This window comes from Bacteroides ilei, from assembly GCF_900128495.1.
In the GTDB taxonomy this organism is placed as follows: Bacteria; Bacteroidota; Bacteroidia; order Bacteroidales; family Bacteroidaceae; genus Phocaeicola; species Phocaeicola ilei.
Window position 1 is genome coordinate 1,469,853 of sequence record NZ_LT635801.1, and the last position, 16,647, is coordinate 1,486,499.

At 44.3% G+C, this 16,647-nt stretch carries 11 protein-coding genes; 4 read left to right on the forward strand and 7 right to left on the reverse strand.

Annotated elements, in window-relative coordinates:
• Positions 1-9: 9 nt before the first annotated feature.
• The 6 genes from tnpC to BQ7489_RS06430 form a co-directional block, all read right to left on the reverse strand.
• Positions 10-1,635, reverse strand: a complete 1,626-nt coding sequence (tnpC, locus tag BQ7489_RS06400; protein WP_072530332.1) for an IS66 family transposase — start codon at positions 1,633-1,635, stop codon at positions 10-12.
• 87 nt (positions 1,636-1,722) lie between these two features.
• Positions 1,723-2,091, reverse strand: coding sequence for an IS66 family insertion sequence element accessory protein TnpB (gene tnpB / locus BQ7489_RS06405; RefSeq protein WP_071149928.1), 369 nt, complete (start codon positions 2,089-2,091; stop codon positions 1,723-1,725).
• A complete protein-coding gene (gene tnpA, locus BQ7489_RS06410; protein WP_022233666.1) occupies positions 2,084-2,407 on the reverse strand; it encodes an IS66 family insertion sequence element accessory protein TnpA in 324 nt (107 codons plus the stop codon). The genes tnpB and tnpA overlap by 8 nt, the downstream gene beginning before the upstream one ends.
• 327 nt (positions 2,408-2,734) lie before the next feature.
• Positions 2,735-3,610, reverse strand: a complete 876-nt coding sequence (locus BQ7489_RS06420; RefSeq protein WP_072530334.1) for an alpha/beta hydrolase — start codon at positions 3,608-3,610, stop codon at positions 2,735-2,737.
• Positions 3,611-3,639: 29 nt separating this feature from the next.
• A complete protein-coding gene (locus tag BQ7489_RS06425) occupies positions 3,640-4,779 on the reverse strand; it encodes an esterase (protein WP_072530335.1) in 1,140 nt (379 codons plus the stop codon).
• Positions 4,780-4,834: 55 nt separating this feature from the next.
• The gene (locus BQ7489_RS06430; protein ID WP_072532048.1) at positions 4,835-6,235 is read right to left on the reverse strand and encodes a glycoside hydrolase family 43 protein; all 1,401 of its coding nucleotides are present in this window, start codon (positions 6,233-6,235) and stop codon (positions 4,835-4,837) included.
• Between the two features lie 449 nt (positions 6,236-6,684).
• On the opposite strand from BQ7489_RS06430, the gene BQ7489_RS06435 reads away from it, so the two are divergent.
• From BQ7489_RS06435 to BQ7489_RS06450, 4 genes are read left to right on the forward strand one after another with little or no spacing between them, the layout of a single operon-like run.
• Entirely contained in the window at positions 6,685-8,178 is a 1,494-nt protein-coding gene (locus BQ7489_RS06435) for an MFS transporter (RefSeq protein WP_072530336.1), read from the forward strand.
• A 21-nt stretch (positions 8,179-8,199) separates the two neighbouring features.
• A complete protein-coding gene (locus BQ7489_RS06440; protein ID WP_072530337.1) occupies positions 8,200-9,336 on the forward strand; it encodes an endo-1,4-beta-xylanase in 1,137 nt (378 codons plus the stop codon).
• A 33-nt stretch (positions 9,337-9,369) separates the two neighbouring features.
• Complete coding sequence (locus tag BQ7489_RS06445) at positions 9,370-10,344, forward strand: glycoside hydrolase family 43 protein (RefSeq protein ID WP_072530338.1); 975 nt, start codon at positions 9,370-9,372, stop codon at positions 10,342-10,344.
• Complete coding sequence (locus BQ7489_RS06450; RefSeq protein WP_072530339.1) at positions 10,338-12,347, forward strand: alpha-glucuronidase; 2,010 nt, start codon at positions 10,338-10,340, stop codon at positions 12,345-12,347. Before BQ7489_RS06445 ends, BQ7489_RS06450 begins: the two co-directional genes overlap by 7 nt.
• A gap of 113 nt (positions 12,348-12,460) precedes the next feature.
• On the opposite strand, the gene BQ7489_RS06455 is transcribed toward BQ7489_RS06450, so the two are convergent.
• On the reverse strand, positions 12,461-16,585 hold the full coding sequence (locus BQ7489_RS06455; protein ID WP_072530340.1) for a hybrid sensor histidine kinase/response regulator transcription factor: 4,125 nt from the start codon (positions 16,583-16,585) through the stop codon (positions 12,461-12,463).
• Between the last annotated feature and the right edge of the window lie 62 nt (positions 16,586-16,647).

A 16,647-nucleotide genomic window follows, 5' to 3' on the forward strand; every position in this document is an offset into this window, starting at 1 on the left:
CAATTTATATCAGTTACAAGATTCCTCCTTTTGCCTTGTCAGTACACATTCCGGATGTTTCAACTTCCATTTATGTGGAAGTAGATTCAAAAGTTCTTCTTGGGTTGCCTTTTTGTGATAAGGCATTTGTGCGATAACATCGTTCAGGTATACCCTGGGATTTACCCCGTGCGCCTTACATGTGGCCAGCAGAGAACATATGACAGACATATTAACCGCAGCTTCGTGATTACCACAGAAGAGAAAATTTTTTCTGCTCAGAGTGATGGGCCGTTGGACATTTTCCGCCAGATTGTTGTCCCAGTACAGGCGGCCATCGTCCAGACATCTCATAATATTATCCCATTTGGTATAGGCATATGTTATGGCCTTGCCTGTCAAAGAACTTGGACTGTATTTAATTCCTTCTGTCTCCATCCATACCTTCATTGCCTCCATGATTGGCCTGGACAGTTCCTGACGCGTCTGTCTGCGCTCATCATATGACAGGCCGGCTTCGTCACACTGGCGTTCTATTTTATAGATATGCTGTATCTGAGTCAGTGCATGTTGCGCCATCTCCCTGTTTTCATCCAAAGCCTGCTCAAAATGACGGCGTATATGCACCAGGCAGTTGAGTAGCCGCACGTCGGGGTTGGTCTTGAAGGCTGTTTCATAACCTGCAAAACCGTCACATTGAAGATATCCCTTGAAGTGATAGTGATTTGCCAGGGATTCGATGACCGCTCCGGCCCGTGATCCCCCGTCGTAATGGAAGATGACCAGTTTCTCCATGACTGATCTTACCATCCAGAGATATTCCTTGTCGGCTCTGTGTTTTTCTCTGTTAATGACCGGAACTGTAGTTTCATCCGCCTGTACATAGTCACAGGAGAAGACTTCCCATTTGAGTTCTTCATACAGAGGCTTAAGCAGTTCCACGGTTTTCTTGAACCAGCCGTCCAGTGTACTTTCGGTAAGGCCTTTCATTCCAAGATGGCGGTATTGCTGTATCTGACGGTAGAACGGGACATGATATTCATACTTCTGAAGCAGTATCTCGGCAAGCAGGCTGGTGTCAGCAATGCACTTGTCGACCGGCATCAGCGGCATGGGAGCTATCTCTACGCCTTTCTGTCCGGCTGGAGGAAGCAGGGTACTATCCTTGAGAGCATATTTGGGACGGATGATCACCTTGACGTAAAGCATTCCCGGCTTGTGTTTGACGACTTTTGTTATCTCTTCGCCTATTCTACGGTATAAAGACAAGTCTACGCCTTTCGGTTCTATTGTATCGGTTTCCAATACGGGCAAGTCCTCTATCATTTTGCGGTTCTGACGATTTCGTTTTACGTCTTCCACCGATTCCTTCTCAATCTTTTCCACAGCCTCGTCCCGCTTTTCTTCCGCCTGCTGCCGGAGTCCGGAAAACTCGTCGGCAAAGAGATCTGGCATATTAGGATCATATACGCGAAGTTTCTCCGATTTATGACCAAAGAGCTGACGGTTCAGCCATGCGACCTGAGCCGTCAACTCCTTGATACGTTCCTGCAGATTTTTTATCTGTTCGGATTGATTCTTATTAGTAGTAGACAATGAGGCTATAGAGGCATTCAGCCCTTCTATCGTCTTGAGTAAAATTTCTTTTTCTTCCATTGTCTATACTTCTTTTAATGATGTAAATATACTAATTAACAGTGAATTATGCAACAATATCCAAAGTTTACTCACATAAAAAACATGTTATACATGGTATTCCTTACGTTCGGCTCTTAACCGCCGGAGCCTCTGTTCCGGGTTTTCCTGTATTCCTTCAACCATCATCACCAGATCGCGCCACTCCATGGGATAGCTGTTTGATTTGGGATCATACTCCGGCAACTTGAAGCGACCGGCCTCCAGACGTTTTACATACATTACCATACCTCCGTCTTCGGCATGAAGGAGTTTCATTAGCCTGCGGCTGGAACCGATGAAGATGAAGACATCACCGTTCCTCACTTCACTGTTCATTTTCTCATGTACCACTCCGCATAGCGAACTGATACCCTTGCGCATATCTGTCCTGCCAGGACACAGGAAGTAGCGCATCGTGTCGTTCAGGTTAAACATGACCGTTTCGAAGACTTTGGGTAAATATTTCCTTCAGCAAATCTTCAGAACCGCTCCCGAAGTGGGCACGAAGTCCATTGGGAAACAGCAGCGCAACACCATGCGGCAATTGTTCTTCTTGGGAAGACTCCGTAAATGCCTGTTTAAAACTGATAGGAGCCAACTCGTGTTTGATACTGCTCCTGTCAACGGAACATTTTCTACGCCAGTAGTGATAGGTTGAATAACTTACACCTATCTGTTGAAGGTACGACTTCAACGGCAGCTCGCTTTGTTGCACCTGCAATTCTAATTCTTCAAATTCTTGTCTGTTCATAATAATTGAGGTTTGATTGTATTCACTGCCGCAAAGCTACAACCAAACCTCAAAGTGTAAAAGGTGCATTTCTTCGAATGCTTACAGACATCAATACATTGAAAAATAAAAGCCGTTCCAGCAACGATAATTGATATGCTGGAACGGCTTTTTTGTTTGAATAGTGGCGCCTTTTTTGAAAGCCTTTGATCTTTTTGAAAAACATCTTTATCTTTCAAGGAAAACATCTTGAACTTTTGCGTAGAATGTCTTCATCTTTATGGAAAGATTCTTTCTCCTTTTATAGATATTCCTTCATCTTTTTGTGCGTCAGGATTCTTATGGGATTCATGGATTCATATGACGGCTTACAAAAGGCAGGCATTGGTAAAGTGCCGAATGCCAATATTCCCAGTCATGTGCCCCGTCGCGGACACGGAATTCGCAGGGGATACCGTTATTACGCATGGCTTGATAGAATTCAATGTTACGGTCCAGCAGGAAATCATCATCACCGCAGTCAACGAACCACGCTACGCTGCGTAACTGGTTTTTGCGGGCATCATCACCTTTCAGCACGTAATCAACACAACTGTTGTCTATAACCGATTGGGTGAGAATGGCCAGTTTCCCGTTCGGGTCATCAAATTTTGCGGCTCCTACGGCCGGGATGCTCATCAGGGCACTCATGGCATAGACGGCGGTAAATTTATCGGGATGTCTCTGTCCGTAGGAAGTGGCTCCTCCGCCTCCCATTGAAAGTCCGGCTATGGCCCGGTGCTGTTTATCGCTTATAATGCGGTAGGTCTTTTCAATAAAAGGCATGAATTCTGTGAAGAAAAAGGTTTCATATTTCCATCCGGGCATATCGAAATAGCCGTTCTGGAAGATGTTCGGATCACCTCCTCCTGCATCAGGGGTGACAATGACCATTTCTTGTGCTTCTCCACTTTTGGTAAGACGGTCCATGACATCCTTTACATGTCCGCGGTTGGCCCATAAAGAATTGTTTTCCCACATTCCATGGAGCAGATACAATATCGGATATTGCCGGTTCTTGTCGGTGTCGAAACTTTGTGGAAGGAAAATGGTATAGGCCCGTTTGGCCTTTAGCACCTCACTGTAGATGGTGTCTGTGAGGATACGGCTTTGCCCTGGCTGTTGTGCCGACAATATTGTCGGCACAATGGCTAGCAGAGCCAGAATAAGTAGAGGTTTTTTCATTTTTTATTTATGTTAGTAGATTAGATTTCTTATTTGGCAGAAGTCTTGTCGTTTTTTGCCTTAAAGAACAGTTGCACAGTTTCTGCCAGATAATCACGTGCATTCATCCATGTATGTCCTCCGGTTGTAATCTTTTTCAGGTAAGTGATACCTTTTTTGTCAAAATATTCCAGGTTACGTATGACGTCCGGATATAGGAAGTCGCTGTTGCCAACGCCGAACCAGAGCAGATCAAGTCGTTGGTTCAGTTCCTTTTTCCCGATAATTTCGTTGAAATACTTATCCATGACTTCGGGAGTGAGGTATGCGCTGTAGGAAGCAAGCCATGCAAATTTGTCGAGATGGCTGAGCGCTGTGAAAAGCGACTGCCCACCACCGCGTGAGAATCCGGCGATGGCCCGGTGTTCACGGTCGGCCAGCGTGCGGTATTCCGATTCCACGAAAGGCATGACGCAACCGGTAAGTTCATCGGCGAATGTTCCGTACATCCCGGCAGCCTCCATGGAAGAAGGCATCGGAGTTCCGTTCATCATGTAACCGTAGGGCATTACTACAATCATGGGTTCAGCTTTTCCTTGTGCGATAAGGTTGTCGAGAATGGTGTTCACACGTCCTACCTTGAACCATGTCTCTTCCGTATCGGTAGTTCCGCTTACCAGATACAGGACCGGATAGCTTTTCCCGCTGGTTTCATATCCTGCAGGTGTATAGACCAATAACGGCCGGTTCATGTGCAGTACTTCCGAGTAGTAGGTTGAATAGCTCACTTTGCCGTGAGGTACCTGGTTGACTGTGTACAATGCATCTTTTGAAGGCATTTCCAGCAGGCTCGCCTTGAAGCGTTCATTAGGGAACAATAATATATTGCTAGGATCGGATACCTGTACGCCGTCTACAATGAATGAGTAAGGATATATATCAGGTTTGTCAACCTGTACGGTGACGCTCCATATTCCTCGTTCATTTTTTTGTAAAGGCTTGTTGCCTTCCATGAATTGTCCGTTCAGTTGTACGTCTTTTGCATTCGGTGCCTCGATGGTGAAGGTAACTTTTCCGTCGGGACCTACGGTCGGTGACGTTACAGGATTGTTCCATGGATTTTGTTGTGCATGTATGCCGAAGAACGGGCATGCAGCCATCAGCATGATTGATAATACTTTGTTTTTCATATTGATTTATTTATATGTTGGTACCTATTGAATAGAAAAATCAGTCTAGCCTGATTTATATTTCTTTCTTTTGCCTGTCGAATTTCCACCAGTCAAGATTGAACAGTTTGCATCCTTTACGTCCTTTGAAGACAAGATAGATATCGTGCTTGCCTGTGACCGGAATCTTGATATCGGCTTTTAAAGTTAGCCATTTTTCCCATCCGCCGGTACATGGAACCGGTATTTCTGCTATTTTTTCCCCTTTTATGCTGTCGGTATGGATTTCCAGTGTGCCGCCCCGACGTCCGCTTGCCGCCGATATACTGAAGCTTGCCGGTGATATGGATCCGAAATCCACTTCCCGTACTTTGATATAGTCTTCTGTATGGGTGTTGCTGATGTATACACCGGTATTTTCACTCCATTCGGCCTCTATTCCTTTGGAGAAAGCCATGGTTTCGGCTTCTACCCGGTTATACGGGTTGAGCGTTCCTATCGGTCTGACCCCTTCAGCGGTGGCATTGATGAGCGGGAATGTTCCGTCCGGATTGTATGTGAACGGTTCTACAGCAACGCTCCGGCCGAAACCACCTCCGCCTGGAAGCTTGCCTGTATGGTAGAAAAAGTAGGACTGGCCTTTGTAGTCGATGACACCACAGTGATTGGTGAACGAACCGGTATCCTGGAGCGGCATGATTTCGCCCATGTATTTCCACGGGCCCAGCGGATGGTCGCTCATGGAGTAAGCGATGTGTTCGGGTACACCCCCGGCAGCATAAAGCAGGTAGTATTTATTGTTTCGCTTATAGAACCACGGTCCTTCCGTATACGTATCTTTGTATTTCTGACCTTTGACGCGTTTTTCCGGATTGGGGGCTCCGAAACTTTCTTCGGTCTGTTCGATACGTCCTACTTCTCCTTTGATGGAAATCATGTCGTCGTTAAGTCTGGCGTAGTAGATGTGAGGGTTGCCCCAGTAGAGATAAGCCTGTCCGTCGTCATCGATAAAGACGGTAGGGTCGATGTAATCCCAACTTCCGTCGCATAAGGGTTTTCCTATGGCATCTTTGAACGGTCCGGTAGGAGAGTCGCCTACGGCTACACCTATAGCCATGGCGTTGCTTAGTTTGGAGTGAAGGCATACATACCAGTAGAATTTGCCGTTCCGTTCGATACACTGGGCAGCCCATGCCCTGTCGTCGGCCCAGCTGAACGTTTCGATGGCCAGCGGTGATCCGTGGTCGGTCCAGTTTGCCATGTCGGTTGTAGAATATACTCTCCATTCCTGCATCCAGAAAAAGTCGGCATTTGCTTCATCGCGTCCGGTATATACATATAACGTATCGTTATGTATCATAGGTGCCGGATCGGTAGTGTAACATGTCTGGACAATGGGGTTTTGAGCCGACAGTTGGCTGGTGCCTGATAATCCGAATAAAGCGGCAACTGCTAGTTGTGCATAGTTATGTTTCATAAGGTAAATAGAATTAAAGTTGTTATTCAATGATCCGGTAAGAGATCTTTCGGCGGTTTATTTTTCCGTTGATACAAAGAAAAAGAATTAGTCTGAGACCCAGAATCTGAGATGTTACAAGTCCGTTTGACCGGGTTACATGGCAAAAAATAATAATGTGAGAGAATCGTTTCTTATGTCGCATAGATTTAAAAATAAGTCGTTTGTAAAGGCTTTGGCAGATTTATTGGTATTCTATGTAACATAGAGTAAAGTTTTTGTAACGGATATTGGATTTTTGTAACCTTTTGTAAAAGGTTTGAATCAATGGACAAGCACAATCTTTTTTTTCTTTCCTATTTTTGTGTTGTAGAATCGGAGCGAGAGAATATTTGTGCTTTCAGCGCTTGTCCACTCTTCTTTTCTCCGGTTCAGTTAGTGTGAAGATTAAAATATTGGATAAAAATACTATGACTACACTTCAAAACCAAAAAGTTTCCATAGCCGAGAAAGTGGGTTATGGATTAGGAGACTGCTCTGCGAACCTTGTGTTCCAGATGATGATGATTTATCAGACGAAATTTTATACCGATGTGTTCGGGTTGGAAGGAGCTATTGCCGGTACCGTTATGCTGGTTGCACGTATCGTTGATGCATTTGTCGACCCGACAGTAGGAATTCTTTCCGACAGAACCCAGACCAAATGGGGTAAATACCGCCCTTGGGTGTTGTGGACGGCATTGCCTTTCATGGTGTTCTACATACTGGCATTCTATAATCCGGGAATTGAAGACAAAGGTCTGGTTGCGCTGTACGCTACCATTTCATACACATTGTTGATGACCATGTATTCATTCAACAATACTCCTTATTCTTCTTTAGGTGGTGTCATGTCGTCCGATATAAAGGAAAGGACCAGTATAACGTCGGTACGTTTCGTGTTCTCTACGATCGGACAGTTTGTTGTACAAGGTTTGACCTTACCTTTGGTAAGCAAGTTTGCCGATGGAGGAGACAAGGCCCACGGATGGTTATGTACGATTTCTCTTTTTGCGGCAGTCGGATTTCTGTTTTTGCTGGTGGTGTTCTTCTCTACAAAAGAACGTATCACTCCTCCGGCAGGACAGAAGAATGATACCCGCCAGGATATCAAGGATGTATTCAGCAGCGTTCCCTGGCGTTCCATGTTTGTGCTGACTCTGTTCGTTTTCATTACACTGGCCATGTGGGGAAGTGCCATGAACTATTATTTTGAAAATTATGTGGACAAGGCTGCTCTTTATGCATTCCTCGATAAGATAGGGTTGGTAGCGACCGAGGCTCAGGATACGATAGGATATCATATATTGAATGCTTTCGGACTGGTAGTAAGTTCGCCCGACAAGGCTTACGAGGTAGGCTTCGGTGTATTTAATATGGTGGGTGCCTTGGTTCAGTTCTTCGGTGTGATCCTGTTGTCTGAATTTTTGGCGAACCGGTACGGAAAGAAGAGCACCTTTATCGTTTGTCTGACGCTGACAGCTGTCTTTACAGCGATGTTCTATTTCCCGGCTAAGGATAACATAGAAATGATGTTTGTCCTGAATTTCTTGAAGAGTCTGGCTTATGCTCCTACCGTTCCGTTGCTTTGGGCCATGATTGCCGATGTTGCCGACCATTCCGAATATGTACATTACCGTCGTGCTACAGGTTTTGTATTTTCGGGTGTAGTATTTGCCTTGAAGGCCGGATTGGGTGTCGGAGGAGCCATCCTTGGATTCCTGTTGTCCGGGTTCGGTTATGTTTCAGGTTCGGGAATAGCTCAGAGCGAATCAGCCATTCATGGAATAATCCTTTCTTCAAGTTTGATTCCGGCCGCCACATTCTTTATCGGAGTGATAGCCCTGTTCTTCTATCCGATAACCAAGAAATATAACGAAAAGATGCAGGCCGATCTGGCAGAAAGAAGAAAAAACAATTATTAACCTATAAATAAATTTAGTAAGATGAAAATACGACACATTACATCGATTGTTTTGGCCGGAGCATTTTTAGTGGCTTGTGGTAACCAACAGAAAGCTGTTGTAGTACAGGAACCTTCGTTGAAGGATGTTGTTGAAGGCAAATTCCTGATGGGAGCTGCTATAAATACATTCCAGTCATCGGGGAGGGATACAAATGCTGTGAAGATTTTGAAACAGCATTTCAATGCGGTGGTTGCTGAAAACTGTATGAAATGTGCGGTTATCCATCCCGAAGAAAACCGGTATGATTTTACTCAAGCCGATGAATTCGTCAATTTCGGACTGGAGAACGGCATGGTGGTGACCGGACATTGCCTGATCTGGCATTCACAGCTGGCACCTTGGTTTACAGTAGATAAAGACGGAAAACAGGTTTCGGCTGAGGTGCTGAAGCAGCGTATGAAAGATCATATTACGACAGTGATGACCCGTTACAAAGGAAAAATCAAAGGATGGGATGTGGTCAATGAAGCGATTATGGAAGACGGTTCTTACCGTAAGAGTGTTTTCTATAAGATATTGGGAGAGGAGTTTATTCCTCTGGCTTTCCAGTATGCGCATGAAGCCGATCCGGATGCTGAATTGTATTACAATGATTATTCTATGAATGTTCCGGGTAAAAGAGATGCTGTAGTGAAACTCGTTAAACAGTTGAAAGAAAGAGGGCTCCGTATTGATGCCGTAGGTATGCAGGGACATATGGGTATGGATTATCCGGATTTGAAGGAGTTTGAGGAAAGTATAGAAGCTTATGCCGGAGCTGGCGTGAAGGTTATGATTACAGAATGGGATATGTCGGCTCTGCCTACTGTGCGCCAGAGTGCCAATGTTTCGGATACGGTAGCTTTCAAGAAAGCGATGAATCCATATCCGGAAGCTTTGCCCGACTCTGTATCTAAGGTATGGAACGAACGTATGATGGCATTCTTCAATCTGTTTGAAAAACATTCTGACGTAATTACCCGTGTGACTGCATGGGGAGTATCGGACGGTGATTCCTGGAAGAACAATTTCCCGGTAAGAGGACGTAAGGATTATCCTTTGCTGTTCGACCGTAACTACCAGCCAAAACCGTTTGTTGTCGATTTGATGGAAGCTGCAACTGATTCAGTCAAGTAAAAGTTTATATCATATTCAATAAAATTTAAAATCATGAAAAAGGAAGCAAGATATTTATTTCCGAGCGACTATATGGCCGACCCTTCGGTACATGTATTCAATGACCGTATATACATTTATCCATCGCACGACTGGGAGTGTGCCAATGTAGAGAATGACAACGGTGACCAGTATGTGATGAAGGACAGCCATGTGCTTTCAACAGATGATCCGATGCATGGTGAAGTGATAGACCACGGCAAGGCTCTTGATATAGCTGATATTCCTTGGGCAGGACGTCAGTTGTGGGACAGTGACGTGGCCGAGAAAGACGGAAAATACTATTTGTATTTCCCATTGAAGGACAAAACGGATATTTTCCGTATCGGTGTTGCTGTCGGTGACCGTCCTGAAGGTCCTTTCATTCCTCAGCCGGATCCTATCCGGGGCAGTTACAGTATTGATATCGCTGTTCTGAAAGAAGGTGAAGACTATTATATGTATTTCGGTGGAATATGGGGCGGACAGCTTCAGCGTTACAAGGATAACAAAGCATTGGAAATCCCTGAACTTCCGGAAGGGGATCAGCCGGCATTACCTAGCCGTGTGGTAAAACTGAGTAAAGACATGCTGCAGTTTGCCGAAGAACCACGCCCCGTACTGGTAGTCGATGAGAACGGAGAACCGCTTAAGGCCAATAATCCCCATCGTTTCTTTGAAGCCAGCTGGGTACATAAATATAACGGTAAATATTATTTCTCTTATTCTACTGGTGACACGCACATGCTTTGCTATGCTGTTGGTGACAATCCTTATGGACCGTTCACTTATCAGGGAGTTATCCTGACTCCGGTGGTAGGATGGACTACTCATCATTCCATTGTAGAATATAAGGGCAAATGGTATCTGTTCCATCATGACAGTGTACCTTCAGGTGGAAAATCATGGCTCCGTAGTTTGAAGGTGGTTGAACTTGAATACGATGAAAATGGCAAGATCATAACCATTGACGGTGGAGGCGAATGGTAAGACAGTTATTAGTTAGTATATTATTCTGTGGATGTACTTTGGGTATGTCTGCGGAAGACGGAAGCCGTTTATGGCTCCGTCAGGTCAATTCCGGGAATGCGACAGTCAACTGCCTGTTGCATTCCCGTACTTTGGATATTGCGAAAAGTGAAATAGCCAAGGGGTGGAAAGGGGCACCTGTTTCCTTACAGCTATGTAATGGGGCGGAATATGAGTCGCTTGGAGGAGAAGGATATACAATCCGTTCTGTAGGCGGGAATATCGAAATCGGATCGGTTTCGGAAGTAGGACTGCTTTACGGGACTTATCATCTGTTGCGTCTGCAGGAAATGAAAGCGGATGTGAGTAAGCTGGATATCAAGGAAAAGCCGGCTTATTCATTGCGTATACTCAATCATTGGGATAATCTGGACGGTACCATCGAGCGGGGCTATGCCGGACATTCTTTGTGGAAATGGGAAGATTTGCCAGCTACAATTTCTCCTCGTTATGAGGAGTATGCACGTGCCAATGCTTCTGTAGGTATCAATGGTACTGTACTTAATAATGTGAACGCATCTCCCGAGATCCTTTCGGCAGATTATTTGCAGAAGGTCAAGGTACTGGCCGATATATTCCGTCCTTATGGCTTGAAGGTATATCTGTCTGTCAACTTTGCTTCACCGATGGCTTTAGGGAAGCTGGCAACAGCCGATCCGCTTAACCCGGACGTGATGGGGTGGTGGCAGAAAAAAGTGAAGGAAATATATAGTCTGATACCTGATTTCGGAGGGTTTCTGGTTAAGGCCAATTCTGAAGGACAGCCGGGACCATGTGATTATAAACGTACACATGCCCAAGGTGCCAATATGCTGGCCGAGGCGTTGAAACCTTATGGGGGTATTGTAATGTGGCGGGCTTTTGTATACAGTCCTTCCGATCATGATCGTGCCAAACAGGCATATCTTGAATTCCAGCCTCTTGACGGGCAGTTTCTTGACAATGTTATCGTACAGATCAAGAATGGTCCGATCGATTTTCAGCCCCGTGAGCCGTATAGTCCGTTATTCACGTCAATGAAGCATACTTCGATGATGGTAGAATTCCAGATAACCCAGGAATATCTGGGACATTCCAATCATCTGGCTTATCTGGCACCTATGTGGAAAGAGTTTTTCGGTTATGTGCAGCCTAATTCTCTGAGAGCGATGGCCGGCGTTGCCAATGTGGGTGATGAGGTGAACTGGTGCGGACATGATTTTGCCCAATCCAACTGGTATGCATTCGGCCGTCTGGCCTGGAATCCGGCATTGACATCCGAAGAGATTGCCGATGAATGGTTGAAACAGACATTCACGACCGACAGCAGGTTCGTTGGACCGATGGAGCAGGTCATGTGTGACAGCCGAGAAGCTGTGGTTGATTATATGATGCCTTTGGGATTGCATCACATCTTTGCCTGGGGACATCATTATGGTCCTGAGCCATGGTGCTCGGTTCCGGGAGCACGTCCTGACTGGCTGCCTCCATATTACCATCAGGCCGATAAGGTGGGATTGGGTTTTGACAGAAGCCATACAGGAAGTAATGCTGTGGCCCAATATCCGGATTCATTAAACAGGATATTCGACAGTCTGGATACATGTCCCGAGGAATTTCTTCTCTGGTTCCATCATGTGCCATGGAAGTACCGGATGAAGAGTGGAAAAACGTTGTGGGAAGAACTTTGTTATTCTTATGATGAAGGAGTAAAGAAAGTTCGTGGTTTCCAGAATGTGTGGGAGAAGATGAAGCCATATGTAGATGAAGAACGCTATGGAAATGTAGCCGGACGTCTGGATATCCAGATGCATGATGCAATCTGGTGGAAAGATGCTTGCCTGCTCTATTTTCAGAAATTCTCAAAAATGAAATTGCCGGCAGATGTAGAAAAGCCGGTCTATAAACTGAAAGAATTGGAAAAGGTAAAGTTACCTATCAGTAACTTTGAACGTCCTACTAAGGATATGTTGCCTAACCCATAAAGACTTTTATTTTGTTACTGAAATATGTCTGTTTTGTGCGGCCCCTCAAAAGTGAAAATCTTTTGAGGGGTTCGTTTTATTTTTCAGAAGAGAGAAATATACATTTCCTTTAACTAATCAGAAGTTCCGTTAGTTTCGTTTTCCTCCTTATGGTCTGTCAAATTAGCTTGCATGTATTCTTTTGGTGACATTCCGAAATATTCCTTGAAGGTATTGGAAAAATGAGACAGATTATTATATCCTACGGCGTAGGCGACTTCCGAAATGCTCAGCTTCTTTTCTTTGAGCAGTTTGGCAGCCTGTTGCATGCGTATATTGCGGATAAAGTCGCGGGACGACAAATTGGTCAGTTCCTTAAGTTTTCTGTGCAGATGTACACGGCTGAGGCCTACCTCATTAGCTAACATTTCCACACTTAATGAAGGCTCCGACAAATTGTCGTTTATGATTTTCATAATCTTGTTCATCAGTACTTCGTCAGACGATTTGAGTTGGATCTTCTGAACTTTATCAGCCTGTTCCTGTGCACCGCTGAACTTGTTCTTCAGCAGGCGTCGATTGTTGATAAGATTGGTTATGATACCTTGTAGCATTTCAATGTGGAATGGTTTTACAAGGTAGCTGTCGGCACCCAGACCGATTCCTTCAAGCTGTTCTTCGGCACGCCCTTTGGCGGTTAGCAGAATTACCGGGATATGGTTGATATTTGCGTTCTGTTTGATTTTCTTACAGAGAGTGAATCCGTCCATTTCCGGCATCATTACGTCACTGACAACCAGGTCGACATGATTGTTCAGAATGTACTCATATGCTTCTCGTCCGTTGTTGCAGGTCTGTACCTTGTATTCGGATGAAAGTTCATTTTTCAGATATTCCAGGATTTTTTTCTCGTCATCAACGACCAAAATGTGCAGATTACTTTTTGCCTTGACCTTTTTGCCTTCTTCCTTTTCATTTCCTTCCAGACTTTCCAATTCAGACTGTTTATACTTTTGCAGAAATTGATTTTTATTCTCAAATTCAGTAGGTTGTTCCATTTCTTCCAGCATCAGATGGTTCCCTCCTGCAGGAATACGTACTATAAATTCGCTACCTTGCACATCTTTCCGGTTGCGGGCAATGATTATTCCATGATGCAGTTCAACCAATGAACGGGTCAGATGTAATCCTACTCCTGTGCCTGCCTGATTGCGGGTTATATCATTGTTGATTTGGTAAAAACGGTCGAATATCCGTTCAATCTGGCTGTCGTCGAGTCCTATACCGGTATCGGCGACTTTGATTTCTATGTATTTCCGTAACGGCATCTTGTATTCTTCACTTTCTCCGGTGCTCAGTGTAATGGTGACAGTTCCTCCTTCCGGAGTGTACTTGAATGCGTTCGATAACAGATTCATTACGACTTTATCGAAATTATTCAGGTCAATCCATGCTTTCAGATGCTCTTCTGTATGATTGAATTCCGGTGTAATATGTTTTTTCTCTGCGATGAAACCAAATGCCATCACCAAGTCTTCAATGAATCCTACCATGTCAGTTTCACGAAATTTCAGATGCATTTGTCCTTTGTCTATTTTACGGATATCCATCAATTGGTTGATTAGTCGCAAGATCCGCTGGGAATTACGGTAAATCATCATATAGGTCTTTCCGAGTTCAGAATCCTTGCAATTCTGGATCAGTTTTTCCAATGGATTGATGATTAGTGTCATCGGAGTCCGGATTTCATGAGATATGTTAATGAAAAACTGCAGTTTGGCTTCATTGAGTGCTTCTGCGTGCTGCCGTTCCAGTTTCTCTCTGCGCTGATCCAGTCGTGAACGGATGAAACTTATAATAACTCCTGCCACAGACAATCCGGCAAGAAGGTATATGAGGTAAGCCCACCAGGACTGGAACCAAGGCGGGGTAATGATGATATGTATATTTTTGATTTCGGAACTCTGGCCGTGATTCAATGCATATACCTGAAAGGTATAATGTCCCGGACGCAGATTGTTGTAGGTAACGGTATTGATACCGGGGGCAGTTTGTTGCCATTCTGTCTCCAGTTCCTTGATATGGTATTTATATATGATTTGTGGAGTATCGGCAAATTGAAGTGTCGAAAAGGATATACTGAAAGTATTGTCCCGATGGCCGAGCCTGAAACGGTCGGATTCGGTAACTGCCTGTCGGGTGATGTGTTCTCCTCCCGACAAACTGTTGGTATTGATGGATTTACCGGAAACGATGAAATCGGTAATCAGAATTTCAGGCTTTTGCGGGGATATGGTAATTTTTTCCGGAACGAAAGAAGTGATGCCGTTTACTCCACCGAAAAAGATTTCTCCCTCCGGTGAACGGAAAAAGGCTCCTCGAGTGAATTCGTTACCTTGAAGTCCGTCACTTGAGTAATAGGTTGTAAAGCTGTTTTTACTCAGATCCAGGCAGCTGATACCATGAAACGTACTTACCCAGATATTGTTCAGATTATCTTCACATATACCACATACAACGTTGTTACTCAATCCATTTTCTTGGGTATAGCGTTTTATTTCTTTTGTCTGTTTGTTGAACGAATATAAGCCGTTGGATGTTCCGGCCCATATTGTTCCGTCTTTTGCTTCTATGATTGCATAGCCGATGCAGTTTCCGATGATGTAATTCTTGTTGGTAAAGTTGATGAAACTTTGTGTTTGGGGATTGAAACAGCTGATACCTTTGAAATGACCGATCCAGATAAGTCCTTCCTTGTCACAATAAAGTGAGTTGATCCAACCGTTGAGCAGTTCGTCCACTCCCGGTTTGTCGTCATTTCTTTCTTGTGCTTCATAACATTTGATAGTCTGATTTTTTTTGTCGTATACATAAAATCCGGAGCCATATGTACTGAAATACAGACGTTTGTCTTTGTCTTCTGTGATGGAGAAAACACGTTCGTTACTCATTTCCGGGATGAAGTCGCAGATCCCGGTCTGTGGATTACATCTGGCGGCCCCTTTGGTATATGTTCCCAACCATAGCTCTTTATCCGAGTCCTGGAATATTGAGAGGACCGTATTGGCTATGTCCTGGATTCCTTTTCCCGGAGTGAAATGTTTGATCTGCCGATAGTCTTTGTCAAGAATATATAACCCTTCGTTATCGGTCCCTACATATAGTCTTCCGTCATTGTCCTGTAACAGGGACATGACACAACTGTTGCCGATCGGGTTGTTGCGGAGCGATTTATAACCGTAATATTGAAACGGGTTCTTTTTCTGGGGGGCGAATACGATACCCCGTTGGAACAGTCCGAGCCAGAGATTGTTTTCACGGTCAATCAGGATGGAATGGATTTTGGCATTGTTAATATTGATTGTAAGGTCTTCCAGATCTTTATCCTGTATTTCCTTACTTCCTGGGGTGTAGATTTTCAGCCCTTCTCCGTCTGTCCCTATATAGAGATTATTCTGGATAAAGGATAAAGTCTTGATCTGCAGGTCAAATCTACCATGATATGGCAGTTGTGTTATTTGTGATGTTTGAGGATTATATACATTGACTCCCCCTTTCAGGGTTCCGATATAGATGTTTCCGGCATCGTCTTTGGTAAGTACGGATATATTGTTTTCACTGATAAATGGTTTTTGGAATAGTTTGCTCTGCCGTGTTGTGGGATTATAGCATAACAGGCCGTTGTTTTCGGCTCCCAGCCAGATATTTCCGCTGTCATCTTCCAGTATGGAACTCAGATAGATAAAATCGGGTTTGTCAAGATCTTCTACACGTATGCCTTTTTGTTCTCCCCGGCTAATTTTGAATGCACCTTCTCCCGATGAGGCTATCCATATGTCTCCGTTTTTGCTTTCAATGACTTGGCGGATGTGAGGGTGTACCCTGACAGATTTGTTGTATAGAGGAAGTTCGGAGAATGTGTTGGTCCTATAGTCATATTTCATCAGTCCACCTAACGAGCATATCCAAAAATTACCTTCTCTGTCTTCAAACAGGCTGTGTATATAGTTGTCCAAAAGGGACGTCGAGTCGTTGTCTATATGATAATAGCATGTGTATTTGTTACCGTCGAACATGTTCAGACCATATTCAGTGGCTATCCAGATAAATCCTTTGTGGTCCTGATATATGTCGTTGATCAGACTGCTGGAGATTTGGTTGTCGGTAGAATAAATTATACTGGTCTGGGATGGTACCGGAAGAGCTGCCATCCAGCAGACCAGTATAATTATCAGGTATTTCAGTGTTTTCCTTTGCATAACTGTGAAATGGTAGATTAAGTAAGTTACGCAAAGGTAACAAAAAAGGAATACGAATGTTT

Bases quoted from the DNA above. Each gene is read 5' to 3' on its own strand.
- tnpC (WP_072530332.1), bottom strand. From the start codon at position 1,635: ATGGAAGAAAAAGAAATTTTACTCAAGACGATAGAAGGGCTGAATGCC.
- tnpB (WP_071149928.1), bottom strand. From the start codon at position 2,091: ATGTTTAACCTGAACGACACGATGCGCTACTTCCTGTGTCCTGGCAGG.
- tnpA (WP_022233666.1), bottom strand. From the start codon at position 2,407: ATGAACAGACAAGAATTTGAAGAATTAGAATTGCAGGTGCAACAAAGC.
- BQ7489_RS06420 (WP_072530334.1), bottom strand. From the start codon at position 3,610: ATGAAAAAACCTCTACTTATTCTGGCTCTGCTAGCCATTGTGCCGACA.
- BQ7489_RS06425 (WP_072530335.1), bottom strand. From the start codon at position 4,779: ATGAAAAACAAAGTATTATCAATCATGCTGATGGCTGCATGCCCGTTC.
- BQ7489_RS06430 (WP_072532048.1), bottom strand. From the start codon at position 6,235: ATGAAACATAACTATGCACAACTAGCAGTTGCCGCTTTATTCGGATTA.
- BQ7489_RS06435 (WP_072530336.1), top strand. From the start codon at position 6,685: ATGACTACACTTCAAAACCAAAAAGTTTCCATAGCCGAGAAAGTGGGT.
- BQ7489_RS06440 (WP_072530337.1), top strand. From the start codon at position 8,200: ATGAAAATACGACACATTACATCGATTGTTTTGGCCGGAGCATTTTTA.
- BQ7489_RS06445 (WP_072530338.1), top strand. From the start codon at position 9,370: ATGAAAAAGGAAGCAAGATATTTATTTCCGAGCGACTATATGGCCGAC.
- BQ7489_RS06450 (WP_072530339.1), top strand. From the start codon at position 10,338: ATGGTAAGACAGTTATTAGTTAGTATATTATTCTGTGGATGTACTTTG.
- BQ7489_RS06455 (WP_072530340.1), bottom strand. From the start codon at position 16,585: ATGCAAAGGAAAACACTGAAATACCTGATAATTATACTGGTCTGCTGG.